General features: G+C 57.6%; 34 protein-coding genes. 16 read left to right on the forward strand and 18 right to left on the reverse strand.

What is annotated here, in order from left to right:
* Nucleotides 1-148: 148 nt before the first annotated feature.
* Entirely contained in the window at nucleotides 149-1,216 is a 1,068-nt protein-coding gene (locus SH668x_RS00540) for an IS110 family transposase (RefSeq protein ID WP_437185134.1), read from the reverse strand.
* A gap of 127 nt (nucleotides 1,217-1,343) precedes the next feature.
* Here SH668x_RS00540 and SH668x_RS00545 point away from each other — a divergent pair, with 127 nt between their 5' ends.
* Together SH668x_RS00545 and SH668x_RS00550 are read left to right on the forward strand one after the other, a co-directional pair.
* A complete protein-coding gene (locus SH668x_RS00545) occupies nucleotides 1,344-3,785 on the forward strand; it encodes a serine/threonine protein kinase (RefSeq protein WP_437186754.1) in 2,442 nt (813 codons plus the stop codon).
* 10 nt (nucleotides 3,786-3,795) lie between these two features.
* Nucleotides 3,796-6,102: a DUF4339 domain-containing protein gene (locus SH668x_RS00550; RefSeq protein ID WP_437186755.1), complete on the forward strand. Its 2,307-nt coding sequence runs from the start codon at nucleotides 3,796-3,798 to the stop codon at nucleotides 6,100-6,102.
* Nucleotides 6,103-6,132: 30 nt separating this feature from the next.
* On the opposite strand, the gene SH668x_RS00555 is transcribed toward SH668x_RS00550, so the two are convergent.
* The 4 genes from SH668x_RS00555 to SH668x_RS00570 form a co-directional block, all read right to left on the reverse strand.
* Nucleotides 6,133-6,897 carry an SDR family oxidoreductase gene (locus SH668x_RS00555; protein ID WP_437186756.1) on the reverse strand — a complete coding sequence of 255 codons (765 nt, stop codon included), beginning with the start codon at nucleotides 6,895-6,897 and terminating at the stop codon, nucleotides 6,133-6,135.
* Between the two features lie 75 nt (nucleotides 6,898-6,972).
* Nucleotides 6,973-7,437, reverse strand: a complete 465-nt coding sequence (locus SH668x_RS00560) for a carboxymuconolactone decarboxylase family protein (RefSeq protein WP_437186757.1) — start codon at nucleotides 7,435-7,437, stop codon at nucleotides 6,973-6,975.
* A 75-nt stretch (nucleotides 7,438-7,512) separates the two neighbouring features.
* Nucleotides 7,513-8,364 carry an RNA polymerase sigma factor SigJ gene (gene sigJ, locus SH668x_RS00565; RefSeq protein ID WP_437186758.1) on the reverse strand — a complete coding sequence of 284 codons (852 nt, stop codon included), beginning with the start codon at nucleotides 8,362-8,364 and terminating at the stop codon, nucleotides 7,513-7,515.
* A 68-nt stretch (nucleotides 8,365-8,432) separates the two neighbouring features.
* Nucleotides 8,433-8,936, reverse strand: a complete 504-nt coding sequence (locus SH668x_RS00570; protein WP_437186759.1) for a cupin domain-containing protein — start codon at nucleotides 8,934-8,936, stop codon at nucleotides 8,433-8,435.
* A gap of 363 nt (nucleotides 8,937-9,299) precedes the next feature.
* On the opposite strand from SH668x_RS00570, the gene SH668x_RS00575 reads away from it, so the two are divergent.
* The 6 genes from SH668x_RS00575 to SH668x_RS00600 all read left to right on the forward strand — a co-directional run bounded on the left by SH668x_RS00575 (nucleotide 9,300) and on the right by SH668x_RS00600 (nucleotide 11,789).
* A complete protein-coding gene (locus SH668x_RS00575) occupies nucleotides 9,300-9,596 on the forward strand; it encodes a hypothetical protein (RefSeq protein ID WP_437186760.1) in 297 nt (98 codons plus the stop codon).
* Nucleotides 9,597-9,675: 79 nt separating this feature from the next.
* Nucleotides 9,676-10,308, forward strand: coding sequence for a hypothetical protein (locus SH668x_RS00580; protein ID WP_437186761.1), 633 nt, complete (start codon nucleotides 9,676-9,678; stop codon nucleotides 10,306-10,308).
* A gap of 19 nt (nucleotides 10,309-10,327) precedes the next feature.
* On the forward strand, nucleotides 10,328-11,059 hold the full coding sequence (locus SH668x_RS00585; RefSeq protein ID WP_437186762.1) for a hypothetical protein: 732 nt from the start codon (nucleotides 10,328-10,330) through the stop codon (nucleotides 11,057-11,059).
* A gap of 3 nt (nucleotides 11,060-11,062) precedes the next feature.
* Nucleotides 11,063-11,242: a hypothetical protein gene (locus SH668x_RS00590; RefSeq protein ID WP_437186763.1), complete on the forward strand. Its 180-nt coding sequence runs from the start codon at nucleotides 11,063-11,065 to the stop codon at nucleotides 11,240-11,242.
* The gene (locus tag SH668x_RS00595) at nucleotides 11,239-11,454 is read left to right on the forward strand and encodes a hypothetical protein (RefSeq protein WP_437186764.1); all 216 of its coding nucleotides are present in this window, start codon (nucleotides 11,239-11,241) and stop codon (nucleotides 11,452-11,454) included. Before SH668x_RS00590 ends, SH668x_RS00595 begins: the two co-directional genes overlap by 4 nt.
* A gap of 2 nt (nucleotides 11,455-11,456) precedes the next feature.
* The gene (locus SH668x_RS00600; protein ID WP_437186765.1) at nucleotides 11,457-11,789 is read left to right on the forward strand and encodes a hypothetical protein; all 333 of its coding nucleotides are present in this window, start codon (nucleotides 11,457-11,459) and stop codon (nucleotides 11,787-11,789) included.
* A 160-nt stretch (nucleotides 11,790-11,949) separates the two neighbouring features.
* Here the strand turns inward: SH668x_RS00600 and SH668x_RS00605 are convergent, their stop codons facing one another.
* From SH668x_RS00605 to SH668x_RS00615, 3 genes are read right to left on the reverse strand one after another with little or no spacing between them, the layout of a single operon-like run.
* Nucleotides 11,950-12,423: a type II toxin-antitoxin system VapC family toxin gene (locus SH668x_RS00605; RefSeq protein ID WP_437188591.1), complete on the reverse strand. Its 474-nt coding sequence runs from the start codon at nucleotides 12,421-12,423 to the stop codon at nucleotides 11,950-11,952.
* A 26-nt stretch (nucleotides 12,424-12,449) separates the two neighbouring features.
* Nucleotides 12,450-12,710, reverse strand: coding sequence for a hypothetical protein (locus SH668x_RS00610; RefSeq protein ID WP_437186766.1), 261 nt, complete (start codon nucleotides 12,708-12,710; stop codon nucleotides 12,450-12,452).
* Nucleotides 12,704-12,961: a hypothetical protein gene (locus SH668x_RS00615; RefSeq protein ID WP_437186767.1), complete on the reverse strand. Its 258-nt coding sequence runs from the start codon at nucleotides 12,959-12,961 to the stop codon at nucleotides 12,704-12,706. The genes SH668x_RS00610 and SH668x_RS00615 overlap by 7 nt, the downstream gene beginning before the upstream one ends.
* A 93-nt stretch (nucleotides 12,962-13,054) precedes the next feature.
* On the opposite strand from SH668x_RS00615, the gene SH668x_RS00620 reads away from it, so the two are divergent.
* The 7 genes from SH668x_RS00620 to SH668x_RS00650 all read left to right on the forward strand — a co-directional run bounded on the left by SH668x_RS00620 (nucleotide 13,055) and on the right by SH668x_RS00650 (nucleotide 17,988).
* Nucleotides 13,055-13,414, forward strand: a complete 360-nt coding sequence (locus tag SH668x_RS00620; protein WP_437186768.1) for a hypothetical protein — start codon at nucleotides 13,055-13,057, stop codon at nucleotides 13,412-13,414.
* On the forward strand, nucleotides 13,386-13,787 hold the full coding sequence (locus tag SH668x_RS00625; RefSeq protein ID WP_437186769.1) for a DUF6876 family protein: 402 nt from the start codon (nucleotides 13,386-13,388) through the stop codon (nucleotides 13,785-13,787). Before SH668x_RS00620 ends, SH668x_RS00625 begins: the two co-directional genes overlap by 29 nt.
* Nucleotides 13,788-14,073: 286 nt before the next feature.
* A complete protein-coding gene (locus SH668x_RS00630) occupies nucleotides 14,074-14,259 on the forward strand; it encodes a hypothetical protein (protein WP_437186770.1) in 186 nt (61 codons plus the stop codon).
* Nucleotides 14,260-14,760: 501 nt separating this feature from the next.
* Nucleotides 14,761-15,153, forward strand: a complete 393-nt coding sequence (locus SH668x_RS00635; RefSeq protein ID WP_437186771.1) for a plasmid mobilization protein — start codon at nucleotides 14,761-14,763, stop codon at nucleotides 15,151-15,153.
* Nucleotides 15,143-16,882, forward strand: coding sequence for a relaxase/mobilization nuclease domain-containing protein (locus SH668x_RS00640; protein ID WP_437186772.1), 1,740 nt, complete (start codon nucleotides 15,143-15,145; stop codon nucleotides 16,880-16,882). The genes SH668x_RS00635 and SH668x_RS00640 overlap by 11 nt, the downstream gene beginning before the upstream one ends.
* Before the next feature lie 103 nt (nucleotides 16,883-16,985).
* Complete coding sequence (locus SH668x_RS00645) at nucleotides 16,986-17,561, forward strand: hypothetical protein (protein WP_437186773.1); 576 nt, start codon at nucleotides 16,986-16,988, stop codon at nucleotides 17,559-17,561.
* A gap of 1 nt (nucleotide 17,562) precedes the next feature.
* A complete protein-coding gene (locus tag SH668x_RS00650) occupies nucleotides 17,563-17,988 on the forward strand; it encodes a transcriptional regulator (RefSeq protein WP_437186774.1) in 426 nt (141 codons plus the stop codon).
* Here SH668x_RS00650 and SH668x_RS00655 read toward each other — a convergent pair.
* The 4 genes from SH668x_RS00655 to SH668x_RS00670 form a co-directional block, all read right to left on the reverse strand.
* On the reverse strand, nucleotides 17,963-18,739 hold the full coding sequence (locus SH668x_RS00655; RefSeq protein WP_437186775.1) for a hypothetical protein: 777 nt from the start codon (nucleotides 18,737-18,739) through the stop codon (nucleotides 17,963-17,965). The two genes, SH668x_RS00650 and SH668x_RS00655, sit on opposite strands and share 26 nt — an antisense overlap.
* A gap of 107 nt (nucleotides 18,740-18,846) precedes the next feature.
* Nucleotides 18,847-19,152 carry a helix-turn-helix domain-containing protein gene (locus tag SH668x_RS00660; protein ID WP_437186776.1) on the reverse strand — a complete coding sequence of 102 codons (306 nt, stop codon included), beginning with the start codon at nucleotides 19,150-19,152 and terminating at the stop codon, nucleotides 18,847-18,849.
* The gene (locus SH668x_RS00665) at nucleotides 19,149-19,511 is read right to left on the reverse strand and encodes a type II toxin-antitoxin system RelE/ParE family toxin (protein ID WP_437186777.1); all 363 of its coding nucleotides are present in this window, start codon (nucleotides 19,509-19,511) and stop codon (nucleotides 19,149-19,151) included. The genes SH668x_RS00660 and SH668x_RS00665 overlap by 4 nt, the downstream gene beginning before the upstream one ends.
* Nucleotides 19,512-19,643: 132 nt before the next feature.
* The gene (locus SH668x_RS00670; protein WP_437186778.1) at nucleotides 19,644-19,775 is read right to left on the reverse strand and encodes a hypothetical protein; all 132 of its coding nucleotides are present in this window, start codon (nucleotides 19,773-19,775) and stop codon (nucleotides 19,644-19,646) included.
* Between the two features lie 76 nt (nucleotides 19,776-19,851).
* Between SH668x_RS00670 and SH668x_RS00675 the strand changes: the two genes are divergently transcribed.
* Nucleotides 19,852-20,106, forward strand: coding sequence for a helix-turn-helix domain-containing protein (locus SH668x_RS00675; RefSeq protein WP_437186779.1), 255 nt, complete (start codon nucleotides 19,852-19,854; stop codon nucleotides 20,104-20,106).
* A 66-nt stretch (nucleotides 20,107-20,172) separates the two neighbouring features.
* Here SH668x_RS00675 and SH668x_RS00680 read toward each other — a convergent pair whose 3' ends face one another.
* The 6 genes from SH668x_RS00680 to SH668x_RS00705 all read right to left on the reverse strand — a co-directional run bounded on the left by SH668x_RS00680 (nucleotide 20,173) and on the right by SH668x_RS00705 (nucleotide 24,498).
* Complete coding sequence (locus tag SH668x_RS00680; RefSeq protein WP_437186780.1) at nucleotides 20,173-20,472, reverse strand: hypothetical protein; 300 nt, start codon at nucleotides 20,470-20,472, stop codon at nucleotides 20,173-20,175.
* Nucleotides 20,465-20,845, reverse strand: a complete 381-nt coding sequence (locus SH668x_RS00685; RefSeq protein WP_437186781.1) for a hypothetical protein — start codon at nucleotides 20,843-20,845, stop codon at nucleotides 20,465-20,467. The genes SH668x_RS00680 and SH668x_RS00685 overlap by 8 nt, the downstream gene beginning before the upstream one ends.
* A 30-nt stretch (nucleotides 20,846-20,875) precedes the next feature.
* Nucleotides 20,876-21,109 (reverse strand): hypothetical protein, encoded by a 234-nt coding sequence (locus SH668x_RS00690; protein WP_437186749.1) that lies wholly within the window; start codon nucleotides 21,107-21,109, stop codon nucleotides 20,876-20,878.
* Nucleotides 21,051-21,740 (reverse strand): ParA family partition ATPase, encoded by a 690-nt coding sequence (parA, locus tag SH668x_RS00695; RefSeq protein WP_437186750.1) that lies wholly within the window; start codon nucleotides 21,738-21,740, stop codon nucleotides 21,051-21,053. The genes SH668x_RS00690 and parA overlap by 59 nt, the downstream gene beginning before the upstream one ends.
* 282 nt (nucleotides 21,741-22,022) lie before the next feature.
* The gene (locus SH668x_RS00700; RefSeq protein ID WP_437186782.1) at nucleotides 22,023-24,173 is read right to left on the reverse strand and encodes a tail fiber domain-containing protein; all 2,151 of its coding nucleotides are present in this window, start codon (nucleotides 24,171-24,173) and stop codon (nucleotides 22,023-22,025) included.
* Complete coding sequence (locus SH668x_RS00705; protein ID WP_437186783.1) at nucleotides 24,166-24,498, reverse strand: hypothetical protein; 333 nt, start codon at nucleotides 24,496-24,498, stop codon at nucleotides 24,166-24,168. The genes SH668x_RS00700 and SH668x_RS00705 overlap by 8 nt, the downstream gene beginning before the upstream one ends.
* Between the last annotated feature and the right edge of the window lie 173 nt (nucleotides 24,499-24,671).

Consider the following 24,671-nt stretch of genomic DNA (forward strand, 5'->3'; position numbering starts at 1 on the left):
GACATCCACGGTTCCGTACGAGTTGGACTGATCGGGAGGGATCTCAGGCGATGTCACTCACCTGGATCGAACAACCGGGGTGGACCTGGAAGTAATTGGTCTCCTTTGATTCAGGTTGGAAGGATGATGACGCATCGATTCTGTCTGCTCAGGCTGTGGCAATGGCTCGACACTCAAAGTAACTTTGCTGCTTGCTGAGGATGTGCCAGATCACCGTGGCCAGCTTCCGCATCACCGCCACCCGGGCCACGCCACTTCCCCGTCGTCTCTTGAGCTTCTTGTACCATTCCCGAAGACGTCCGTCTTTGCGGAGCACCTGATACGTCACCTGGGCCAGCAGCCAGCGGGCTGTGTTGTTGCCCGCTTTGGTGATTCTCCCCAGCCGCTGGTTGTTCTCTCCGCTGTTGCGGCAGCCCGGAGTCAGCCCCCAGTAGTTCGCCAGACTTCTGGCTCGCGGAAATCGCTGCACATCGCCGATCCCAGCGGCGAGCGAAATGGCTGTGAACGCTCCGATCCCCGGCATGGTCTTCAGGAGTTGGGCATTGGGGTTGTCGCGGCCTCGCTGGGCGATGAGCTGCTCCAGTTCCAGCAACCTCTCCTGGATCTGCCTCAGGTCCGCCAGCAGAAAGTTCATCTCCAGTCGATCAATCTCTGGTAAACAAATCTCTCGCAGCCAGGCGATGGCCTTCATGGTCGGAAAGGTTTTTGTAGGAAGTTCCCATTGCAGATTGTGTCGCCGCAGGATGTGCTTGATCTTGTTGACCAGCTGCGTCTGAGCCTGACCGGCCTCCTTCCGCAACGTGCTGAGCTTGCGGTTCTCCTGCTCAGAAGTGCTGCAGATGTTGACCTGCCGCAACCCGCGAACGGGCTTGCCCTCCAGAAACCGATCACGGTTGACCCACAGCAGTTCACTTAGCGATGCAGCATCGCGTCGATCGGTCTTACAGCGTTTGCGTTCCTCCGGCTGAATGAGGATCACCTTGTGACAGCGGTAATCCCGCAGCATCCGGATCAGCCAGTCGTTGAAGCCACAGACTTCCACGACTGCGATGAACTGTTCTTCAAGCTGCGCACACCGCCGGGTGAGCTGATCAAAGAACTCGAGGACCTTCTCTGGCTGCGTGGACACCTGCCGTGCGAGAAGAACATCACCCGCCTGGTCACGGAGTGAGACAGTCAGCTGACGGGCATGTTGATCGATTCCAAGAAAGAGCATGCGAGGATCTCCTGTGAGAAAAGGATTGGAACACCCCCACACTGGAAAATCCCACCCCCAATAGCAACTCTTTCATCGATATCAAAGGCTTGACGACATGGAGTAAACGGATCGGGCGGGCAGACTGTTGGCAGCGGGCAATGAGGGGACACATCGGGCACCGACGGATGCAGCAGCGTCTCCGCCCCCGCTCTATTCACAACTGAATTCCGCCGATCGTCGGGAAATCAGCGATCTGTGCACTCGTTACGAAGGATCATTGCAGAACGGATCGGTTCCGCAGCTGGAACAGACCATTCTGGCCGTGGAAACCCGATTGCAGCTGGCGTTGCTTGAACAGCTCCTTCCGATTGAAGTGGATGCCCTCCAGCGGAACCGGGGAAACGCGCCGACACTGCATGAACTGTGCATTCTGTATCCCAATCTGGAAGAACTGCTTCCCCTCGCTTACCGTCAACTTCCCCTCAACGTCCAGCTGCCGGATGTCCTGGGGGTGTACCGGTTGGTGCGGATGGTCGGCAGCGGCACTCAAGCGACGATTGCGATCGGCCGTCACCGCAGGCTGATGCAGTCAGTGGCAATCAAGTTCAGCCGGGATGACGAGTCGGCCCGACGGCTGATGCAGGAAGCGGCGTTCCTTTCCCGGCTCAGTGGATTGCAGGTTCCTCAAGTCCTCGACGACGGCCGTACTCCCGATGGCGTAGCGTTCATCGTGATGGAGTATCTGGAGGGCCGGAACCTGTTCGATCTGGTGCAGGATCAGGGAACAATCGCTGATCCGGTGCAGTGTGCTCGATACGCTTTGCAAATTGCGGAAACGGTCGAGCAGATGCACCAGCGGGGGATCATCCATCGCGATCTCTCTCCCAGAAACATCCATGTCGGCGATGACGGCATCCTGCGGATCGTCGATTTCGGACTGGCGATCGACGTCTCCACCGGCATGACCACCCGTTCGGACATTCAGGAGTTCCACGGAACCCCCGCGTTCATGGCTCCGGAGCAGCGGGACTGTCTGGGGAATATCAACGGGCAGCTGAGCGATATTTACTCGATCGGGCGCTTGCTGCTGTTCATGACGAACGGCATCCAGGCGGTGCTGGAAACCGTTCCGGGGTCGAGGGAAACGTCACCGGAAATCAGGTTTCCGGTGACGTCCCTTGGCAGAATCCACGAGCGGGCGACGGCGCCTGATCCGGCCCAACGCTTTCGGTCAGCGGAAGAGTTCTGTCAGGCTCTCCGGCAGTTCGTCAGACATCGTCAATCCGTTCGCCGCACTCGTACACTGGCGGTGCGAACACTGCTTGTCACCATGGTGGCCACCGCTGGAATTCTGCTATGGGGCCGGTTCAAGCCGCTCCCTCAAGTTGCCTCATTGCCTCAGGAACAGACGGCTGTACTCCCACGGATCTCCCAGAGCCTGAAACAATCGCTGGAACTGGAAAGCATTGTTCGGGGAATCGCGACGGCGGATAGTGAAGTCCTGCGGCAGATCTCCGCTGCCACAATCAGCCCTGAACAGGTTCTGCAGGCGTTCCGTGAGCGATTGCCGGGGAGCAGCGAAACAGCTGCCGCACAGTTTTTCAGGGCATCCAAAGAGAACCCAGAGGCAATCGCCTGGTTTCGCGAAATGCTCCAGAACGGTCTCGATCCGAATGGCGTCATGCCCGGCCTGTCTTATCCACAGGAAGCACTGCTTCGTAACGCCTGGAGCCAGGGGAATATCGAAGCCATGCTGGCATTACTGGCAGCTGGAGCGTCGCCGCACCCCTACGAGGAACTGGCTGGCGATTTCCATGCCCGACCAAGGATGCTGTACCCCTACTGGAACCTGATGGAAAGCACGCTGTTCACCGCCGATGAAAAACAGCGGCTGGCAACCGCCTTTGGGGAACACGGAGCAATCGTTCCCGATCGTCTGGACGGGGGATCAACGTATCAGTCCGAGGCGATCGAGATCACGATCGATCGCAGCATGGAAATTTTCGGATTTCAATTGGAATCCACTCCACGTCTGTTCATTCGTCCGCAGTCGCCCCTTGCGGAACAGGCGACACAGCGGACCGGAACCGACTGGAATGCGTTTCTTCGGGAGATGCCCAAAGCGTGGCAGCATGATGATGTCTCACCCCCCTATGCGAATGGCTGGCTGCAGGTCGTCGTACTCCAGCAGTTGATCTGCATCGCGGACGGGAAAGCCTGTTTCATTGGAGAGACACCCTATTTGAGCAGATCACTGCAGGTGCTGGTCACAACCGACATCCGTGGAGAACACTGGAGAATGTTTGTCTTTGGGGGACCGGGGCTGTGGGCTGAAGGGGAACCCCGTCCTGATCCCCATGATCGCGACCCGCAGAGCGCCACCACACGAAATTTCTGGAAGTGGATCGATTTCGTCTATGACAGGAAACAACAGGTGATGACTGTGGGAGAAAGTCGGTTCCCTGCGTTCGGGAACGCGGACGATCTCTCGGCGAAAGGAACTGCAGAACGAAATCCCGGAGTTGATGCCCTTCCCGTCACGGTTCCGACTCCTCACAGCCAATTCATGGTCAGTACCAGCCGATAAGGAGAATTTCATGGCAACCCGGTGGTTCTTCATGCAGGACGGTTCTCCCCAGGGGCCGATCACGGCCAGTGTGCTGAAAACGCTGGTACAATCCGGAGTGATTACAGGCGAGAGTCTCGTACGTCCGGAGACCAGCACCCGGTTCGTTCCCGCCCGCCAGATCAAAGGGTTGATCACCCCCGTGACTCCCCCGGCAGCAGGAATCCACTCTCCACCGAACACGGCTCCTGCGTCCCAGCCCGTCGAAACGACACCAACGGAGGCATGTCCACGGCGTCGGGGACTGGGTCGGATCTTCGATTTCCGGCTGCTGGCAACGGTGGTGCTGGCAGCCATTCTGGTCTGGATTCCGCTCGGTGCCTGGGTTTACTGGATGAACCCTCAACTGATGAGCGCCTTCCTTCCGGGTGCGCCAGAGGCCGCTGAACAACAGGTGGCGGCCGTACCGGAGGTGGTTGCTCCTGAAAATGACGAAGATCCAATTCTGGAACCTCAGCCGGAAGCCCCGGTTGTTCCAGTTGCTGTTCCAGAAGTGATGGCTGAGACGAAGCCGCCGATGCCGGTCCCGAGCGTGGATCTCGATTTCAACCGGTTCCGCGAGCCCCGGATCGTGCGGTCTCTTCATGACGGAAATTATGCCTTGCTCAGGAATCAGGAGCAGCGGAACTTTACTTACCTGAAACGGTTCGTCACCGCATTCAACAGCCAGGAAATCGTGATGGTGGTCCCTCCGGAGCACCGGGTGACACTGCGTGAGATTCAGGACCCGGTCCTCAGTACGAAAATAACACAGTATTTCGTGCGAAGTCCCCGGCTGCAGACGGACATTGTCAACACTCAGCTGGACGGACTTCTGGGCGGGTTCATGGAGATTGCAGATGTCCGCCGCCGGGGTGGAACGGTCATGGATGAGGTCAATGCTCTGGTCCAGCGATCGTCTGAACCGGGACTGGAATTTGAAGAAGCCGGAGCCAGCGGAGAGGCAGATGGGACCATGCTGGCACTCCTCACAGGCCAATCCCCGGATTCAGCCCGGCAGATCCTGAAAGGGATCAACGGCTTCATGATGTCCGGCGTGGGTGGCCCGAACCGGGTCCGTCAGGACCTGGAAAACTGGAACGGTCCGCAGTCCATTCAGGAGCTGCCACCTGATGTGCTGCGGAATCTGGAATACGATCTGGTCGGCTTTGCCCTGCTGGTGACGGAAGGGGCCCATCAGGTGCTGGAACACCGGATTGACCGCACCAAACTCCTCAAGTCCGCCCCCTCCCGCAGTTCCCTGACGCTCTATTACGGGAGCCTGCGGCATTACATGCAACGCTTTGATGCAGAGAGCCTGTCCAAGGATGTCCGGGTGTTCGGTCGGGAAATGGAGGACTGGGCTGCCAGATGGGAGCCCGCTGATGGTGAAGTTCCCTATGGCCCCATCATTGCCGGATTCTTCGCCGGAGATTCTGGTGGTTCCTATCTGGACGCCTTCGCGGAATACGACCGGATGATGGCTTTCATCGCACAGTCGGGTGTCTCACAGGACCATTCTCCGGACAGGAGGGAAGAAATGGCCCGCAACCGGGCCAGGGCTCGGGAGTACGTCGTCGCAATGAACCGCTTCCGGCCGGATTTTGTATTCGAGGTCGATTTGAAAGTGCAGCCGCACGAAGTCGCTGCCATGAAGCTACCCCACAATATCCTCAAAGCAGGCCCGGCGACAATCGAACAGCTCTCTCCGGAATTGATGGTAGAGGCCGAAGTCGGACTGACGAAGTTCGCGGCATTGGTGGTCGAGGGAGGGAATCTCCTCGTTGAAATGAGTTCCAGCCGCCAGCAGTCCGTCACCCCCGGACAGATGATTGCCTATTACCAGAAGCTGGAAGACCATCTGCGGACGTTCCAGACACCGGAAATGTCGCAGGATGTGAAGAAATTCGCGAACAGTCTGGCAGGCTGGGCTGCGGAAGCGTCCACGTCGAAGCCGAACATGCTCGCTGCTCCGATCCTGACGCACTTCTTCACCGGGAAACAGCCGACGCCATTCTGCCAGCAGGTCTTTTCCGATTACGACCGGTTCATGAAAGTCATCAGTCAGCAAAGTCTGGCCAGCAGCTACACGGCAGAGCAGGCAACGGAGCTGGCCCGCTTGCAGGAAGACATGCAGACCCCGCTGAAAGCAATCAACAAAAAGCGGTCCGACTTCGTGTTCAATCTGAAGCTGGGCGTCCGGGTTGAACCACCGTCAACGGGCAGACGCTCCACCGGACGGGGAGATCAGAATTCGCCGCAAAGCTCGCCTTCGGGACGTGGGAGGGAATCAGGGTGAGAACAATCACAATTGACTTTACGCATCCGGTCAGACCAGTTCAGGTTTGGGGACATTCCGGGCGAGCCAGTCGGCGAATGTTGTCTTTCCTGTGACAGGAGAGTTGTCGGGCATCAGGCTGTGATCGTCCACGGGCGTGCTGAAATACGGAGCGTGCGGATCAGCGATGACCTCACGGGTATCTCCGCCTGCTGAGAGGAACTGCCGCACGAGGGTATCCATGCGGATCGGTTCAGGCCCTGCGACTTCCACCAGACCGTTTTTCGGCCCGGCTGTTGCGATCTCTGCCAGGGCACTGGCGACATCGCCAGAGGCAATCGGTTGCATCAGGACCGGGGGGAGACGGATGCCCGTTTCATCGGTCCCCGATTGGGCAATGGCTCCGACAAACTCGAAGAACTGCGTCGCCCGGACAATCGTGTACGGGATTCCGGCGGCCTTGATAAGTTCTTCCTGCTTCAGCTTCGCCCGGAAGTATCCCATTGTCAGCAGACGTTGTGTACCCACGACGGAAAGCGCCACATGGTGTCGCACTCCGGCTGTATGTTCGGCTGCTTTGAGATGCCGTCCCGATGTTTCAAAGAAGTCCATCGCCGCCTGATCCTCAAATGAAGGCGAGTTGGCCACGTCGATCACGACTTCCGCATTCGTCAGTGCGTCGCCCAATCCTTCGCCGGTAACGGCATTGACCCCGGTGGACGGTGAGGCCGCGACGACGTCGTGTCCCTGCTCCCGGAGCCTGTTGACGACCTGCGAACCGATCAGACCACTCCCTCCAATAACGACGATCTTCATGGAGATCCCTTTCATATGAAACCCGGATTGGCACATGGACAACGGCACCCGCCGTTGCCTGCGGATTGCCGTTCATCAGGCCGTGGTGGACGGCGGATTGCTGGCAGGCACCGTTCCCAACCCGACGTTGACGCGGTTCCATGCATTGATGGCAGCAATGACCCAGATCAGATCCCCCATCTCCGCATCGTTGAATTCGCTGCGGACCTGCTCGAAGATCTCTTCGGGGATGGACCGGTTGGCAATCTTTGTGAGTTCTTCCGCCAGCAGCAATGCGGCCCGTTCTCTCTTGCTGTAGTACGGGGATTCACGCCAGGCGGGGAGACTGTAGAGACGCTGTTCCGTTTCTCCGGAGGACCGGGCTTCCTTCCAGTGCATATCCATGCAGAAGGCACAACCGTTCATTTGCGAGACCCGTTGTTTCACCAGCTCTCGCGTTGGTTTCTCGATGCTGCACTGTGACAGGATCTTTTCGACCCCCAGCATGGCCCGGTAAGCATCCATGCTGGTTTTTTCCACTTTAATGCGGGTTTCTGTCATGTTGTTCTCCCTGAATGGTGTGACGGTCCGGAATGCCGACAGGTGACGTTCCGGAACCTGTTTCCTCAATTCTTCTCAATCAATTTGTGCGATCGACCAGCGGGCCAGCTTGTCCGGATTTCTGGTCATGTAAACGGCCCGCACTCCCTCCCCGATCTGGAAGGATGTCACGAGAACCACCGTCCCCTGATGGGACACAACCACGCCCGGTTCTCCATTCACTTTTGCAAAGACCACGTCACAATCCCGCAGCTTCCTGCTGAAAACACCTGACAGGAATCGGGCTGCGTGAGGACGTCCACGAACGATGACGCGGGCGGCCGTGGCTTTTCCGCCGCCGTCGGAGTGGATTTCGATTTCGTCAGTGAACATCTGCTCGATCGTCCCGATGTCCCCCGAGCGGCAGGCCGCGATGAAGCGTTCCGCCAACGCATCGGCCTGTTCCGGCTCCGGATGAAATCGGGGCCGTTCCTGCTCCAACCGGGATCTGGCCCGGCTGACGATCTGCCGGACATGTGTTTCGGATTTTCCGACGATCTCCGCGATTTCGGCGTACTCGTAATCGAAAACGCTTCGCAGCAGGAACGCCGCCCTCTCGACCGGAGACAGACGTTCCAGCATCAACAGAAACGCCTGTGTCAACGATTCGGACAACGCAGCGATGGACGCACTCTCCTTCGTGGCAATCGGCTCGGGAACCCAGGGACCGATATACTTCGCTCGTCGTCGCTCTGCCCGGAGCCGATCAATACACCGGAGCGTTGTGGCCTTCACCAGAAATCCTTCCGGCGACGTCACGTTCCCAGCAGTCTGCAGCCCCAGAAAGGCATCCTGCACCGCATCTTCGGCGTCAGCCACCGTCCCCAGCATCCGGTAGGCAACCGACATCATTCGCGGCCGAAGTCGCTGAAGGTCTGAATTGGTCATGGAACGACTCCCTCAACATGGCAACCCGGTGCGGGTGGCCTCTTCCCGGGCCTGCCGCCCCCTGCCACTTATTTCTGATGTTCCCCTTTTGATGTTTCCGGGATCGCGATCTCTTTACTTTCACGCGGATGCAGCACAAAAGCAATCAGGCGGGTCCGTCCCGTTGCTGACGGATTTCTGGAAACCCGATGCAGGCAACCGGTCGGCTCGTAGAACGTCTCCCCGGCTTTGAACCGCCGCACCGGCTGATCATCGATCCCAAGTTCGTAGGTTCCCTCCAGCACATAGACCAGCCCCGGTCCCGGATGCCGATGAGCGACTCCCTGCTGTCCCGCTTCAATCGTCACTTCAACCGCCGTCACCGCCGCATCGTGGCCATCCAGCTTTTCCTGAATGTCGTGTGCGGAAATCACCCGGACGGATTCCCCATCCCGATCATCATGAACGTGGGCAAACGTCATCCCGGCAACGCCAATCAGGAGGCATCCCAACAGGGTGGGAAGAACCATGTTTTTCATCGCAATCTCCAATGAGTTGGCAGTTCTTGGGGCACCTGTTTGTGTGCCAGGCATTCCGGTCTCTGCATCAAGGACGTCCGTCCCGGGCGATTTGTGACAGCCGATCAGAAAAAAATCGCCACTCGCCGAAACGAATTCCTCCCGGATTGTCGACGCCTCTGCCAAACGGCAACGAATCATACGCCCTGCGGGTCCTGTCAGCCCCATCTGCTCCGCGATCGGATGTCCTGTCTGATCATCAGTGATTGGCCGAAGTCCCCGTGGAGAACCTGCCGTCTTGTTCCCAGCCGCTTTCCCGGTTCGCGGATGGCCTACGGCTGAAACGTCCGGTTGCTGAACGTCCTTTCTCTGTTTGAGTGTTTGCCTGTCGTGGCGGGGCGAGACAGGTCAAACACTCAAACGAAAGGACAACAGATCATGGCAACCGCAATCACCAACAAACCCGTCGCAACGCTTCGTGAACGGGGCGGTCTGAAAGCGACGCTCTGGAAGAACAGTTCCACCAAAGGAACCTTCTATTCCATCGAGATCAGCCGCACGTACAAGACCGATGACGGCTATCGCGACACCCGCAGCTTCTCCGACAGCGATTTGCTGATCGTCGCCCGTCTGGCCCAGAAAGCCTACGACAAGGTCGGCGAACTGATTGGCAAGGATGCCGCTGATCGTCGGGCTGCCGAACAGCAATCTGCCCCTGAACAGGTCGCTGTCTGACGCCGCCCCCGGTGGCACTGCCGTTGGCTTCGGTCAACGGCAGTCCCGTCCCGAACGATCTCACAGAAAGGATTTGAACATGACACACTTCACCGTTGGCATCCTGATTCCACCGCAGGAACTCCCTGATGCCGAAACCCACATCGCCAGACTAATGGCTCCCTACGATGAAAACAGCAACGTCGAAAGTTACGTCTGCTACGACCTCGATCAGGCGGAACTCGATCGCCAACTGAAGATCCGTCATCTGGAGCAACTGCTGGCCGGTCCGAACAGGCAGATCATCAACGCCGAATACTGCCGATCCCGGCTGCAACAGCTGCAGGAGATGACCCCATTCGACTGTTACGAGGAGTTTCTGCAGGGACATGACATCTTCGATGATCAGGGGCGGCCGGTTTCTACCAGAAATCCAAAAGCCCGCTGGGACTGGTATGTCGTCGGTGGACGCTGGGGTGGATGGCTGCACGACCACAAAGCGTCCGGAAGGAGTATCAGCAACAACTCGGCCCCGGTTCCCCATGTACTGGCAAACGAGAAGTTTCCGTTCGTTCTGATCACCCCGGACGGTGAGTGGCACGAGCGAGGCAAAATGGGCTGGTGGGACATGGTTACCAACGAGAAAGACGAAGCAGTCTGGCATGACGAACTGCGACAGCTGCTTCAGCAATACAGCGATCACCATCTGGTGCTCATCGATGCCCACATCTGATCAGGAAAGGAGATCCATCATGAATCACATCACCGAAAAACAAACCGATCGTCCCGAAGCCCGGTTACCGTCGATCTATGCCCGGCTGCCGGATGCTCCGCTCAACACCAGTCCGGTTCCGGAGCTGACCAGCCTGTATTCCCGGGTCGGTCGTGGACCGTATGGCGATGCCCGGTATCGCGGTAATTGCAGCGGGTATCTGATCAAAGACCTGCTGCGATACTTCGGCTCGAAATCAGTTCTCGATCTGATGCGAGGCTCCGGCACCTGCGGCGACGTTTGCCGGGAACTCGGGCTCCCCTACTCCGAAATGGATCTCCGTCTCGGTCAGGATGCGGCTGATGCAGATTCCTATGTCGGTCTGGAACCGGTCGATTTCATCTGGGCCCATCCCCCCTACTGGCGAATGATCCGGTACAACCGCGATCCGCGTTGCCTGTCCTGCCTACCGACGCTGGAAGCGTTCCTGAACCGGATGCAGCTGATCCTGCGGCTGTCGAAGTCGGTTCTCACCCCGTCCGGCAAGATTGCCATTCTGATCGGCAACTACTCCGATCACGGCCGCTACATGCCACTCTCGCACCTGCTGGTGGAACGGGCGATCCGTGAAGATCTGCACATGGCTTGCACGGAAATCATCCGCTTCCAGCATGGCAACACATCGTCCCGCAAGCAGTATCAAACCAGCTTCATCCCCGGGCTGCATGATACCTGCCTGATCTTTGAAACCCTCAACCCTGAATGGAACTGAACCATGAAGCATTACCGCCTCAACATCGAAGTCGACATCCTCGCCCGCGATCAGGACCACGCACTGCGACGAATGCTGCTGCTCTGCAGCGATCTTCATCGCTATCGGACGTGGGTGAAAGACACCCGGCCTGACACGCTGAACGAACGCAATCCCCTCGAACCCAGAAAGGAAACTCCATGACCAGCTACAACATCGAGATCAACAAAGACGTCCCTGATCACATCTTCGTCGAAGTGGACCGCCGGTTCGACATCGCCATTGAACGGACGCCGAAAGGACTGTCGTTCTGGATTTACCCGCGTACCGACGGCGAACTCTGGAGCGAACCGTTCACGAGGTTCGACATTCTGGAAAGCGAAGTCGTTGCACTGGAAGCGGCAATGAGGGACTGACCATGACGGAAACCCTGATCACCCTCACCGAAGACGAGTTCGATGCCCGCTATCCGCTCATCGAGAACCACCTGAACCCGTATGCGACCTGGGCATTCGTCGCCGGTCGTGGCTGCCTGTTTGAAACCCACGGCGAAGAATTCGAGTTCGTCCGACAGCAGAACCCGGTCACCGTCTGGACACTGGTCGATGGTGATAACGGCGACTGGTACCTCCTCAGCGGGCTGCACTACGTCAATCGCGTCGGCTACCTGATCAGCCGGGTACCGGTGCCGGAAGGTGTCGCGGTTCAGGTCCATATCCCGCTGTCTGTCGACGATCCTGATCCCGACTGATCGTCAGACAGAATCCGACGGACATCCCCCGCTCCTGGCCATCATGACACGATGCAGAAATCGTCATCGCGTCATTTCCGTGTTTGCAGATCAACGTCGGTGTAGAAGTGAGAATGCACTTCGATGCTCTGTCGGCTGCCGCAGATGTCTCGAGCTACACTCAGGTTGCGGGATCGAATTCCGCGCCGGTCAGGACCTGCTGCGGAGTGTGGACTTTGATCCCCTCCGCCTGCAGGTGATTGAAATGCCTGTCGTTGAACGTCAACAGCAACGGAATGCCGTGTGCCAGCATTGAAGCCACGATATTGAGATCATGGACAGTCTTCCCGCCTCCATATTTCTGATGCAGCTGGTCGAACTGTTCATCGACAGCTGGCGATTCTTCGACATAGCTGAAAACCGCCCGAAATTCTTCCACCAGTCGACGGGCCTGCTGATTTGAAAGCCCCAGCCCGTTCTTTCCCGGCCCTGCTCCCTGCGGTCGCTCGGCGATGTCGAGGAATTCCCGTTTGATCTGCGGATTGATCACCAGATCGTGTCCGGCAGCCTGCAAACGGCGGAGTGCCCCCTTGGCGTCCGGGTGCTGGGTACTCTGCTGGTCGGAATAACGGGCCAGCACATTGGTGTCGATCATGAACCGCACAGCCCTCTCCCCTGCTCCTACAGTCCGCGATCCTGATAGATCGTCTCGCGGCTGTCATCCAGCGTTCCGCCGGACTGAACATCCATTTCTTCCAACAGCTGGCTCAGGGCATCAAAGCGGTCGAGGCGTTCCTGTACCGGCAGATCGGCTGAACGGCGGTATTCTCCAGAAAGAGACGGAACCGCCTTTCGCAGCCAGTCTTCGACCGTCAGCCCACGGGCAGCGGCCTGTTCACGCAAGGTGGTGAAGGTCTTTTCGTCGATGTTCAGTGTCACCATGATCGTACTCCTGAAGCAATCATAGCATGGTTGAACGGCTTACGGAAAGAACTGATTTGCATCCCGGCGGCAGCATTCTTCAGATGAAGTGATGCAGATAACGTCATCGCTGTATCGGCAGAAGTACGGTGAAATGGCGATGAAGCCATGATGCATTCAGGAATTTTGCGGAAGGTCATCGACGGATTTGAAGCCCTGACGATTTCCGTAGGGATGGTTTTCTGCAAATGACGCAATGCAGAAATCCGCATTGCTACCAAGCCGACGATGCGGCTCCGCAATCAGTGATTGACCGGGCGGGAAAGGCGTGGCAGGCTCGGACGGAACAGAAAAGGAGGTCCGTCATGGCCAAATCACAATCGAACTCGAATTCGCAGTCACAACCACAACGCAGGGAACCGGAAGCCAGTCAGCCCCGTCCCGCTGAAGCCCACAATAAACCGGCTGCCACGATCCGGCAGGGGAACCTGAAGTGTGTTCTATGGCGGAATGAAGGGGAGAAAGGCCCGTGGTACGTCGCCGACCTGATCCGCACGTTCCGGACGGAAGCTGGTTTTCAGGAGACGAACAAGGTGAACGCTGAAGACCTGCTGCGGGTCGCGTTCCTGGCCCAACAGGCCTATGGCCAGCTGCAGGAACTCAAAGCGGCCGACAAAGCCGCCGCTGCCGAACATCATGACTACGATGAACACGCTCCGTACTGACCTGAAGCAGTTCACCGGTTCGACCCAGTGGTTCCGCCATGCGTTCAACCGGGCTGTCATTTATACCGAGGGCATCCAGTTCCTGATGGAAGAGGGACAGGCGTACTGGCTCATTGACGCCATCGCGTCACACATCGGGAGCAAGGAGTTTCAGAAAGCCGCTTCACAGGACGACCGTATCAGCCTGATGCACTTCTGGAAGCTGGCTGTCCAACCGGATCACACCGCCACGCTCAAAGCGGTGGCCGACAGCGGCGAACAGCCGTTCATCGAACAGACGATCCCGTTCACTGACTTTCCACTCGACGAAATCGACATCTGGGCAAAGAACGACGACGGCCGGTGGACACTGCTGCTGCCCAGTGAATACTGACCGCTTTCTATTGTTGCGATCGGAAGAGGGGGCTCGAACTGTCGCCTTCCGATAACCCCAGATCGGCAACATACCGGAGAATCTCGTGGACATGTTCGTCCAACGTCTGGCCCCGTTGCCGAGCCATTTCCCACAGCCTTTCAATAACTTCGTCTTCCAGATCAATCGTGATTTCGCCAGTCATCATCGTCCGCGCACAGGATGAAATCCGTTAGCCACTGTTGTCAGGATACCGGAAGCGGCCCGACATGGGGACGCTGAACCTGAACCGGATGTTCGGCCCGACATGACGAACCGGCCATCGAATGTTGTGCCGTTTCCGGTTCCCAAACGGCATCGTGGCTACGAACCGTCTGCTGATGAAATTGCCTGGGCGATGGCCGAGTCCGTCCGCCTGGGTGAACCAATCAACGAACAAACCGCCCGCCAACTATTGATCGAACTGTACCTCTACGGGTTCGAACCGGAATAGCCTTTCTAACTCTTCATTGACATGAATGACGAAAGACAGTGATGCAGATTTCTTCATCGCTGCTGATCTGTATTGATCGCTTCCCGAAATGGGGAGTGATGCTGTTTGTCTGACTGTGAATGCGGGATTGTTGTGGGATGTCGTCCGAAACGAATGTCATCTGAAAAAGATAATTGACGGTTGCTGGCTCATGGTGGCACGGGATGGCGTGGGGCGGCATGGGTCAGGGGTGAGGCGGCGAAAACGGGTCATTGACTTCAACCTTGAATTGGCGTTTAGTTCAGAGGCGGGGAGGAGCCAGATGTTTTTTCCCTCCGGGAAAAACCGCTGACCACGCTGGCGCATGGTTCAGCTGCATCTGGTCAGAGGAGCACTTCGTAGCTCCCCCGAACCCCCATCGAATGGCACCGCGATCTGCCACTGGTGCAACGGTGTGTCACTGATCCCTGTTGAACTGTGTTCCGATTGTCCCTGCTGCGTCAACCGACTTCCGGAGGACCGATGCCCACCGCTGAGTTCAACCCGTCGGCCCGCCGTCAGCGTCACGGCCGTCCCCGCAAGCATCCGGATGAACTGCGGAACGTCGAGCTGCGGCTGTACCTGACGCTCCCGGAGAAAGAACGCATCGAAGAGGATGCCCGTACTGCCGGTCTGCGTCCTGCTGAATACATCCGCCGACTGATCGCTGGTCACCGTCCTGCATCGATCGAAAGCCGTTCGTCCGGCAATCCCCGGCTGCTGCTGGAACTGAATGCCATCGGCAACAACCTGAACCAGGCGGTCCGGGACATTCACGCCGGTTCCACCAGACAGCACGACTGGGAAAACCTCCAGGGGTTGCTGGAGATTGCACTCCAACGTGTTGCTTACGGAGATGAAGACGATGTTCGTTGAGATCACCCGAGGCCGGTCATTTCGAGGACTGGCCCAATACTGCCTGCACGATGTCGACCGGAAAGGGGACAGCCGGGTGGCATTCGTCGAGACGAAGAACCTCGGAACTGACGATCCCCAACTGGCGTGGCGGATCATGTCCGCCACGCATTACCTGCAGGAGGAACTCAAGGAGAAAGCGGGCGTCGGCCGGGGAGGGGCCAAGGACGGCAAACCGGTCGGGCATGTGGTGCTCAGCTGGAAGCGGGAGGAGGCGGACGCCGAACAGCTCAACCATCAGGGAATGCTCAATGCCGCGCATGGCGCGTTACGGGCGATCGGCGCCAGTGACCGGCAGGCGTTGATCATCGGGCATACCGATACCCCGCATCCTCATTGCCATATTATTGTCAATCTGATCGGCGATGACGGTCGTCTCAAGAAAAACTGGAAGGAGCGGGAGAAGCTCAGCAAATTCGCCCTGCAGCGGGAACGTGAGATCCACGGCGAAGCGATCATCAAGCAGCGGGAAAAGAACTGGCTCGACCGGGAAGCGGGAGAAACACCGGCTCCCGTGAAGAAGCAGCCCCGGCATCTCTACGATCTGGAGAAGGCGGCAAAGAACTGCCCCGAGACAAAACAGTTCGCCCGGGAGCATCGGAAACAACTGGCCGACATCGCCAGAGACCGTGATGTCCAGAAAGAGCGGCATAAACGCCATCAGGAACGGTTGCTCGCCTGCCACAAGGAACGGAACCGTCGGATTGAAACTGGCACCGAGCAGCAGATCCGCAACAGCCGGACGGATCTCCGCAAAGCCTACCAGCAGAACTGGCACGAACTTCTCAATGAACAGGAAGCGGCCCGGTGGGCGTTCCGGAAGAACGAACAATCCCTGAAAGGCTCGCTCGCCAATGCGATGCAGCTGATCGACTGGAAGCAGGTTCTCCGGAGAAAGCGGAAACCGGACCAGCTGCGATTGTCGGATGCGTTCCAGCTGCTGACCAATGAGTCCGCCCGTCGGGAGAAGTTACGGAAACAGCAGCAGGCTGAGCAGGACAAGCTGCGGACGAAGCAACGCCGGGATGAGGAGGCCCAAGCCCAGTCCCTCCAGCAGGAGCGGGTCGTCAAACTCCGTGAAGAACGGAAAGCCTACCTCCGCAAAGCAGACGAGATGAAGCAACGGCAGCGGAAAAGCCATGAGAAACTAAAAGAGCAGCAACAGATTCTCACCCGCCAACGCAACGACGTCATCAAAGCCCATCAGACCAAAGAACGCCAGCGGAAACTCGACTGGGCCAGAAAGATGCTGCTCCGGGAAGAAAAAGAACAGCACCAGGCGAACGACAATCCTCTGAAGGCACAACAGAAGCTGGTCCTGCCGGAGCGGCCCAAGCCCATCGTCACTGAGCAAGGCCCCAAGCTCCCGAAACAACCGGAACTGGAAGCAAAGAAGCCACAGGTCGCCCAACAATCCATTACATCGGACCAGAAACAGGCCCGTATTCGTCGTGAACGCAAAGAACGCCAGCCTCGGCAACCAAGAGAACCACGCCTCCCGCGCGACTTCGAAGCATCAGTCCCGCTGCAGGAGCAGCAAACACCTCGAACCCGTGCGGCCGATCTCCTCCCGCAGAACGAGAAAACCCCCGAAGCGGCCCGGCAGATCGACGATTTCAAAGAACGGATGCTGAAACAACTGAAAGAACGGTTCGATCAGGAACACGACCGGGAAGACCGGGACCGGTAGCCGTCAAAGCAGACAGGGCTGGTTTCGTGCGATCGGTTCAGAGAGAATCCGGTATACAGACACCCCATGGCTGCTGTGACAGACATTCTTTGGTGACAGAACAATGCCCGACTGGCTCTACACAATTCGTGAACGCTTTTCACCAGAAATGAACGTGCGCCCACCGCTGGATTGGACAGGCTATCTGGAGTTTTCAGGTTTCAGTCACATTTCTGAATTGGTGACGTTGGATTCCATGATGTGCCCCGAGGTAATCACCGAGCTGCTGGACGAGGACTGGAACCACAACGTACACGAAGATTTTAGATGCTCTCTCTTCCGTGATCCGGAGTACCTGCTGGTTCGCCAACCATGGGATGCCGAACGGCATCAACTGCTTGCAATCCTTGAATCTCCCAATGGTTCAGAGGCTGTCCCGGCGGGTTTTGTCCGAAGTGGTTTCGATATCATGGACTCTTATTTCGGAAACAGCACCCTGACCAATTGTGGCCAGCTTCCCGGGATCTTCGAGCCGTCGATCGTGAACCAGTTCGGGCTGCTCTCCGATTTCAATACTGCGATCTCGGTTCGTGACACGATGCGGCAACGGGAGCCAGAAGATCCGCATCTCGGAACCTGCGAAGTCTGGTGCATTGCCCGAATGCTGCTGACAGATCGACAATCAAACCTGCAGGACTGACATGGCACTCACACGCAGCTTCAAGGAACTCGTGAAATCCCGTGCGGATTGCGATCCGGTGTTTCGGGTCGCACTACTGCAGGAAGCAGTGGAACTGTTCGTCCATGGTCAGACGGATGACGGCAAAGCGGCCCTGCGTGCCTACATCAATGCCACGATCGGTTTTCAGGAACTGGGCAGCGCCCTGGAAAAGAAGCCGCACAGCCTGATGCGGATGCTCGGCCCCGCCGGAAACCCGACCGCCGACAATCTGTTCGCTCTCATTGCGTTTCTGCAGGAGCATGAAGGTGTGACGCTGAACATCGCCACGCAGCCGATGGCGGTGAATTCAATTGCTCCCGGTGGCTGCCGCTCGCGCAAGCGGGATGAGCGAGTTTGGCAGATCAACCAATCCGTTTTCGTTATGACTGGCTGCACTCACAGATGATGAAATCTAATTGGGGCGTTGAGATCCAGTGGCCGTAATATGGCGAGTGAAAGAACCCGCCATCTTCAAGTAACGATTGCCGAAAGTATCGTCCCCAAAGAATTCGGCAATGACGTTCATCGGCGAAGCTTGCTGCAGCGGCTCTCCATCGTTGCGCGTATGATTCGAAAATAGTGTTGCCTCGCTTCTGCTGCTTGTGGTGGATGCGAGGGACAGCGAAAATCATCCCCAAGCAGCGAATAGAATTCTGGACATTGTTTGTCGCTACTCCAGTCGACAATCCGTGCATCTTGTAAATTTCGAAAGTCTGCAACCAATCAGGATGCACCGCGTCACACATCGCGCGTTGTGCCTCTTGGTATGCGGATTCTATATTGGCAGTAGCCTTGGCAACGGTGAATCGATTCGCAGCTGGCCAGCAGTATTTCGGCAGTTTGACTTCGGCACAGCAACTCTGCCCTTCAATTCGGAACCAGGCGTCGCGTCGACCTCTGTACTTCCTCTCGACCTCACCTTTTGTACAACTGTATTCCTCAAGTGCATAATTCCCGGGATCTGCTCGCCAAATGCCACCGATGAACTGGCTCAGCATGGCCCGCTCATTGGACCAGTAGGGAATCCGAATACGATCACTGCAGCATTCTTGGTCTATGAACTCGTCAATGATGCTAAACATCGCTTCGACCGACGGTTTCAGGAAATCAAATTCCGTGTGGCCAGCCGGGAAAATTTCGATGCTGTGTCCAAGCATGGTGGCACCATTCAAAAATCCGGGTCAAGAAAACGCAACATGCCTGATCGACAATTCCATCACCTTTGGAACTGCCCTGAACTACCGCAGCCGTTCTGGAACGCGAATTACCTCAATTCCAGCTGCAGTTCCCGTCCGACGGCCCGGGCAGCCCGGCTGAGGGTGTCGAGGGTCACCTTGGTGTTTTCCGGATCGAGGAGGCGGTCCAGCTGGGAGCGGCTGGTTTTTAGCTGCCGGGCCAAAGCGGCCTTCGTCAGATGCTGTTCTTCCATGGCAGCAGCCAGCTGATAGGCAATCACCCGTTTGATCGCCTGGTTCGTGCTTTCCTCCAATCGGCCTTCTTCTTTGAGGAAGTCGTCGAAGTTCTGGCCGATCCAGCCTTTCTCCACTTGTGTTTTCGGTTTGGCTTTCATATCAGTCCTTTCTGCCGGGAGACCGCGAGATCCAGCTCCCGGTCCGGCGTCTTCTGTGTCTTTTTGATGAAGCCGTGCAACAGTACCATCTTCCCGTCATGCACGCAGAACAGCACCCGGCTGATCCGTCCGCTGCTCAGGTCGCTCCGGATTTCCCAGAGCCCCTTGCGACCGGCAATTGACCGACAGAGGGGCATTCCCACCGGCCAGCCGAATTCGGCAGCCCGGATATCGTCACCAATGACCTTCCGGTCTTCTTCCGACAACAATAGCAGCCACTCCCGCACCGGCATCTTCCCGGTACTGTTTTCAAAGAACGCTGCGGGAAGCCGCTTCTCGGGTGTTGCTTTCCTCACCATACAAACAAGTGTACCACAAATAGTACGCCTCTTCAAGATGTCTCTTGAAGCCATGAATACTCAACCTACCAGAAACACAAAACCCCGCCGGGTCGTCTTGATCGGGCGGGGCTGGTCGGGCTTCTCACTGTGTTACTTCTTCCCGGACTTCGTCTCCTTCTTGGTTTCGGACTTGGGGGGCTTGGCCGGGCCGTGGGATTTGCCGTTCGTCATCTCGGTCTCCTGAAGGTGGGAAGAGGGGAGGGGAACTGCCGAAGAGTCCATTTTGGACTATTCCAATTCGGAATCTACGCTCCGCCGAACATGGATTCAAGAACGATTCCCGGATTCAGGGCGGATTGTGGAAAAATCGATTTACACCGACGAATACAGCGTGTTGCTGGAATTGCTGGCGGCGCTCCGGCAGAAGAGCGGCATCACGCAGGTGGAACTGGCTCAGCTGCTCGGGCAAAGCCAGTCGTTCATCAGCAAGGTGGAGCGGGGAGACCGGCGTCTGGACGTCATTCAGCTGCGAACGATCGTCCAGACCCTGGGATCGACGCTGCCGGAGTTTGTTTCCGCTCTGGAGAAGCAGCTGCGGGGACCGAAGAAGTAACGCTGTCTGTTTTCCAGATCGCATGCGAAGAATTGCAGCGACCGGGAGAGCTCCTACACTCTGGTTTCAGGCAGCTTTCAGCATTCCTTCCACCTGCCGGTAGTATTTCGAGAGCGTATCCCGCGACCCGGCAAAGAAGAGTAGAACCAGAAAGCTGACCGGCAGCAGTTCCCACGGACGGAACCCGGCGGTCAGCCAGTGCATGGCAGCAGCAAAGAGGATGGCAATCAGACAATTGGCATAGAACTGGTAGTAGCGGTAATGGGCCTCGATCAACACCTGCAACCCGGCTGTCCGGGCATGAAAATCCCGCATTCTCCAGGCGGGTTGCCGGATTCCGGTCCAGTGATGCAGCGGATCAATCACCAGCCACCGCACCGTACTGGCGGGAGAGGTCCAGCTGCCGCATGAACGAGCTGAGCGAGTCCCCCAGCAGGATCTTGCGCTCCTGTTTGCGAACCGCTTCGGTGGTGATCCAGAACAGCAGCAGGCGGGGAATGGTGCCATACGGCAGCCCGAGGCAACGGGTCTTGCCGGTGTCGGGATCGAGCACCCAGTCCGGTTTGATGGTCAGCGTCAGGTTCCCATTGGAACGGCCCCAGACGGGAATGTCGCCGGGATTGCTGTGCGGAAGCGTCACCTGCACCAGATCCCGGGCCATGAACGCCTTGTCCCGGTCGTCGGGGTTTGGATCGAGATGGATCAGCTCCGCTGCCCGGACGATCCGCCGGGTTTCCATGCCTGATTTTCCGGAATCGAGGAGCATGGCTCAGACCGGGAAATCGGGATCGCTGTACTTGTCCAGATACTCGGTGGCGGCCCGGATGATGATCGACGTCAGCGTGACATGGCGCCCTTCGGCAATCGCCTGCAGCTTGAGCTGGCGGTGCAGGCTCTCCGGGATCAGCAGGTTGAGCCGGGCCGACTCTTCGCGGACCGCTTCATCAATGGCGGCCTGCTTTCGCTCGTCGGTGCGGCGGGATGCTTTGACTTTGAGACTCATTGAGGACCTCCAATAACTCCTTCTTGATTTTGATGATTTCCTTGGCGGCCGGTCCGTGCGGTTCGGACTGGAACACCGTTTTTCCTCCGGCAGCCGAGGTGGGATAGACCACCCGCTGGGAGGTGCCTGTGTCGAGCACCGGGATCTGGTATTCGGACAGGGCTTTGACGACGTCCGTGGAGAGCCGTGTTTTCTTGATGAGGCGACTGATGACGAACGCTGCTGCCGGTTGGCCGTTGGTCACTTCCCGGCGGGCCAGGATGATGTCCACCAGATCGGCGCAGGCCCAGATGTCGTACGGCGATGGCTGCACGGGGATCAGCACCAGATCTGCCGCTTTCACGGCAGCGGCAGACAACCGGGCAATCTGCGGAGCCCCATCGATGACGACATAATCGTATCCCTTCGAGACTGCCTGCAGATCTTTGGCGAGTGTTTCCCGATCCAGTCCAATCACCGGGATCAGTTCGCCCCCGTTGACTTCGTTCCAGTCCCGCAGCGATCCCTGCGGATCGGCATCCACCAGCAGCACCTTGCAGCCATCCAGCACGAGGGCATGGGCCAAGTTCGTGGCAATTGTGGTTTTGCCGGCTCCGCCTTTCTGATTGAGAACTGCAATCGTTCTGGTCATGTTCCCCCGATGAAGTGGTACAGCGATGCACGCTGCGTCATTTCTTCATCGGTAGCACGGCAAAAGCAGGAACCCAATGGTGAACTTCGGGACGAGGGGAGTTGTCCACAGGACGTTGAATGGTCGGTCCTGCATGTCGATCAATCAGGACCAGGCGCAAGCCTTCGGCTCGGGCTCAGCAAACGGGGTGTGCCCCTGTGTTCGCTCGACCGCGATCGGCCTCAGCTGTGGTGCAGGCCGATGCGACGGCGAGGCGAACGGGGCCAGCCGGGATGCTGAACTTCAGGGAGAGGAACTGCCGGTGCGTTCTTCCAGACGGCGAAGGCGGGTTTCCAGCGTGTCGATCTGGTTCTCCAGCCGTTCGATCGTCTGCTGCTGGGATTGGATTTCCGTCTGCTGTTCCTGAACAGCCCGGATCAGCGGAGCAATCAGGCCGATGTAGTTGATGGATTTCGTGCCGATCTCATCGCTAGCCGTCCGCACCAGATCGGGGAACAGCGGTTCAACATCCTGGGCGATCAGGCCGAGTTCGGTTTTGGTCTCCCCCTGCATCACAAACGAGACCGGTTGCAACGCCGTGATCTTCACCAGCTGATCAGCGAGGGGAACGATGTTCTCCTTCAGCCTGCGATCCGAAACATCCTGAATTTCACCGGTGTACTGAATGTCCCCCACGACATCCAGAGCCGTCTGAGGAGTGGATTTGCCGATCGCCAGAAAACCAGCCGACGAGAATGTGGCCAGGATTGTCCCGCTGCTGTTCTGCCATTCCGTCAGATTCGCAATCTGGGATTCTCCGCCCTGAATAATGACGCCTTTTACAGAACCTGAGGAATTCGCATTTATGTGAAGCTGCGCCGCAGGTGATGTCGTATTAATTCCCACCAATCCCAGAGCATTAATATGAAACCTATCTACCGCACTCGAATTGACACGCAGAGAGAGAGTTGAATTCGGAGTGTTAAAAAACATTCCTGTCGTATCGGCTGAATTGACACCCTGAAAGTTAGATGCCCTCAATCGTGTACTGACCGTGATTTGATTCGTACCCGACTTGTACATCCTCACAAGATTGTTATCTGGCCCAAATGTGATCCCCAATTGATTGTTGTTGATCCTGATTTCTCCGTTGATCTCAAGTTTGTAGGTTGGATTCTGCACGCCAATGCCAACGTTCCCCGTACTGGTGAAAACAAACGAGGAAGTCCCCGTCAGAGCCGACGAACTGTTGAACTGTACCGCTCCTTCCGGACCAGCTGCAATCGCACCGCTGGCGGGGTTGAAGCAGTTGTTGCCGTCGCTGTCACAGTAGGCCGTCGCGCCGACCGGTCCTTCGACATCCAGCTTGAGCACCTGTGCGCCTGTCGAAGCCGGGTTCGCTGTGCCGATACCGACCGCCGCGCCGATCAGTGCGATATCGCGTACACTGCCCGTTCCGGTTTTTTCCGTTTCGATGGTAAAGACATTGGCATTCTTGCGGAAACCCATGGTGGCGAATTCGCTGTCTGTCCCTGTAAAATTAAAAAGGCGGAAGGCGGTAGAGTACGAGCCAGCCTGATAAGACAATGTTCTACCGCTGCCAGCACTCAGGGATCCACCACCGGCATTGGTAAAAGGATTAGAAACATCAGACCAGGTAATCGAAGATCCGCTACGCATGTTAATACGGTTGTTGCCAAAACCTGCCAGAAGAGTTCCACCGGTAACAACCCCAAGCAGATTATCCTGATAAGAATAAAATCCCGTATTCGAGTCATTCGCGAACGAAAGCGACGGTGCGGCCGCCGAACCATCCCCCGCCAGAATGCTCCCCGACCGCGTCACGAACGCCAGCGGGGAGTCTGCTGCATCCCGCCACTCGGTCAGGTTGCCGGATTGTGAGGGGGAACTCCGAACGATCAGCCCTTGACCAGAGGCAGAAGTCGTCGTGATCGAAACCGCGCCGCCACTGGTGTAAACGAACGAGGATGTCCCCGCCAACGCCGACGAACTGTTGAACTGGATCGCCCCATCCGGCCCTGCGGCCAGGGCAGAACCGGTAATCCATTTCCAGGTCGCTCCGTCGCACATTTCAATGGTGTGCTGAGTGTCGTTCCAGCGGAGACCGCCTTTGCGATCAGCATCGCAGTCCAGACCGGTCGTTTCCCCGACGATCAGTTCACCGCCGATGTGCAGCGGGGCTTTGGGGGATGCCTGTCTAACACCCAGATTGGCATTTGCATCACTTTCGTAGATCCGGCTCCAGACTCCGCTCTGGCAGGTGAGCAAAAAACCTTTGCCGCTGGTTTCTGTCCCACCGGAACGGCCGATCGCATTGTCCGGGGAGCAGGTATCCCCCGGCTGCTCCTGCGACCACGCAGGTGTGGTGAACGTGAGAGCGAGAACGCTCGCCAGAGTGAGCCGTGTTCGTCGTTCGCTTCGCCGTTTACTCATCCCGCACACTTGGTGGTGATGCGGGACGCTCCAATCGGGAGCGGGCGAGTTCTTCGCCGAGATCAATGCTCAACCCGCCATACTGGACATCGTTGGCGATCGTCAATCCGTCACGATCAAGCAGGGCCACCGGTTGGCCGTCGATCAGGAACCGGATCGTGCCGGAGTGATCATCGACTTCGATCCGCGTGTTCACAGTCGGTTCCGCATGGACAGGTGATTGCCCGGATTCCCCGAGAGAAAACAGTCCCCAGCCCAAGGTGATCCCTCCGAGCAGAAAGCCCAAGGACGTCAATAGTTGCTGCGTGGTTGCCGTTTCCGCCATGTCGAGCCTTTCCTTGCCGGATCACCCGGCGATTCGCTTCCTTCCTGTCTGCCATAGGCCAAAGCAAGTGTCAACCAGTGACCGCTGGGTGTTCACAGGCTGCTCCGTTGATTTCACCGCTTGCGCGACACTTTCCCCAGCGATATCGTGAAGCATGAATTCAACACGGAAGT

Origin of the sequence: Planctomicrobium mucosum, from assembly GCF_051466335.1 — a bacterium.
Classification (GTDB): domain Bacteria; phylum Planctomycetota; class Planctomycetia; order Planctomycetales; family Planctomycetaceae; genus Planctomicrobium.

What these genes read in the sequence shown, in the direction of transcription:
- SH668x_RS00540 (WP_437185134.1), bottom strand. Translation starts at nt 1,216, where the DNA reads ATGCTCTTTCTTGGAATCGATCAACATGCCCGTCAGCTGACTGTCTCA.
- SH668x_RS00550 (WP_437186755.1), top strand. Translation starts at nt 3,796, where the DNA reads ATGGCAACCCGGTGGTTCTTCATGCAGGACGGTTCTCCCCAGGGGCCG.
- SH668x_RS00555 (WP_437186756.1), bottom strand. Translation starts at nt 6,897, where the DNA reads ATGAAGATCGTCGTTATTGGAGGGAGTGGTCTGATCGGTTCGCAGGTC.
- SH668x_RS00560 (WP_437186757.1), bottom strand. Translation starts at nt 7,437, where the DNA reads ATGACAGAAACCCGCATTAAAGTGGAAAAAACCAGCATGGATGCTTAC.
- sigJ (WP_437186758.1), bottom strand. Translation starts at nt 8,364, where the DNA reads ATGACCAATTCAGACCTTCAGCGACTTCGGCCGCGAATGATGTCGGTT.
- SH668x_RS00570 (WP_437186759.1), bottom strand. Translation starts at nt 8,936, where the DNA reads ATGCCTGGCACACAAACAGGTGCCCCAAGAACTGCCAACTCATTGGAG.
- SH668x_RS00575 (WP_437186760.1), top strand. Translation starts at nt 9,300, where the DNA reads ATGGCAACCGCAATCACCAACAAACCCGTCGCAACGCTTCGTGAACGG.
- SH668x_RS00580 (WP_437186761.1), top strand. Translation starts at nt 9,676, where the DNA reads ATGACACACTTCACCGTTGGCATCCTGATTCCACCGCAGGAACTCCCT.
- SH668x_RS00585 (WP_437186762.1), top strand. Translation starts at nt 10,328, where the DNA reads ATGAATCACATCACCGAAAAACAAACCGATCGTCCCGAAGCCCGGTTA.
- SH668x_RS00590 (WP_437186763.1), top strand. Translation starts at nt 11,063, where the DNA reads ATGAAGCATTACCGCCTCAACATCGAAGTCGACATCCTCGCCCGCGAT.
- SH668x_RS00595 (WP_437186764.1), top strand. Translation starts at nt 11,239, where the DNA reads ATGACCAGCTACAACATCGAGATCAACAAAGACGTCCCTGATCACATC.
- SH668x_RS00600 (WP_437186765.1), top strand. Translation starts at nt 11,457, where the DNA reads ATGACGGAAACCCTGATCACCCTCACCGAAGACGAGTTCGATGCCCGC.
- SH668x_RS00605 (WP_437188591.1), bottom strand. Translation starts at nt 12,423, where the DNA reads ATGATCGACACCAATGTGCTGGCCCGTTATTCCGACCAGCAGAGTACC.
- SH668x_RS00610 (WP_437186766.1), bottom strand. Translation starts at nt 12,710, where the DNA reads ATGGTGACACTGAACATCGACGAAAAGACCTTCACCACCTTGCGTGAA.
- SH668x_RS00615 (WP_437186767.1), bottom strand. Translation starts at nt 12,961, where the DNA reads ATGCGGATTTCTGCATTGCGTCATTTGCAGAAAACCATCCCTACGGAA.
- SH668x_RS00620 (WP_437186768.1), top strand. Translation starts at nt 13,055, where the DNA reads ATGGCCAAATCACAATCGAACTCGAATTCGCAGTCACAACCACAACGC.
- SH668x_RS00625 (WP_437186769.1), top strand. Translation starts at nt 13,386, where the DNA reads ATGACTACGATGAACACGCTCCGTACTGACCTGAAGCAGTTCACCGGT.
- SH668x_RS00630 (WP_437186770.1), top strand. Translation starts at nt 14,074, where the DNA reads ATGACGAACCGGCCATCGAATGTTGTGCCGTTTCCGGTTCCCAAACGG.
- SH668x_RS00635 (WP_437186771.1), top strand. Translation starts at nt 14,761, where the DNA reads ATGCCCACCGCTGAGTTCAACCCGTCGGCCCGCCGTCAGCGTCACGGC.
- SH668x_RS00640 (WP_437186772.1), top strand. Translation starts at nt 15,143, where the DNA reads ATGTTCGTTGAGATCACCCGAGGCCGGTCATTTCGAGGACTGGCCCAA.
- SH668x_RS00645 (WP_437186773.1), top strand. Translation starts at nt 16,986, where the DNA reads ATGCCCGACTGGCTCTACACAATTCGTGAACGCTTTTCACCAGAAATG.
- SH668x_RS00650 (WP_437186774.1), top strand. Translation starts at nt 17,563, where the DNA reads ATGGCACTCACACGCAGCTTCAAGGAACTCGTGAAATCCCGTGCGGAT.
- SH668x_RS00655 (WP_437186775.1), bottom strand. Translation starts at nt 18,739, where the DNA reads ATGCTTGGACACAGCATCGAAATTTTCCCGGCTGGCCACACGGAATTT.
- SH668x_RS00660 (WP_437186776.1), bottom strand. Translation starts at nt 19,152, where the DNA reads ATGAAAGCCAAACCGAAAACACAAGTGGAGAAAGGCTGGATCGGCCAG.
- SH668x_RS00665 (WP_437186777.1), bottom strand. Translation starts at nt 19,511, where the DNA reads ATGGTGAGGAAAGCAACACCCGAGAAGCGGCTTCCCGCAGCGTTCTTT.
- SH668x_RS00670 (WP_437186778.1), bottom strand. Translation starts at nt 19,775, where the DNA reads ATGGACTCTTCGGCAGTTCCCCTCCCCTCTTCCCACCTTCAGGAGACC.
- SH668x_RS00685 (WP_437186781.1), bottom strand. Translation starts at nt 20,845, where the DNA reads ATGGAAACCCGGCGGATCGTCCGGGCAGCGGAGCTGATCCATCTCGAT.
- SH668x_RS00690 (WP_437186749.1), bottom strand. Translation starts at nt 21,109, where the DNA reads ATGAGTCTCAAAGTCAAAGCATCCCGCCGCACCGACGAGCGAAAGCAG.
- parA (WP_437186750.1), bottom strand. Translation starts at nt 21,740, where the DNA reads ATGACCAGAACGATTGCAGTTCTCAATCAGAAAGGCGGAGCCGGCAAA.
- SH668x_RS00700 (WP_437186782.1), bottom strand. Translation starts at nt 24,173, where the DNA reads ATGAGTAAACGGCGAAGCGAACGACGAACACGGCTCACTCTGGCGAGC.
- SH668x_RS00705 (WP_437186783.1), bottom strand. Translation starts at nt 24,498, where the DNA reads ATGGCGGAAACGGCAACCACGCAGCAACTATTGACGTCCTTGGGCTTT.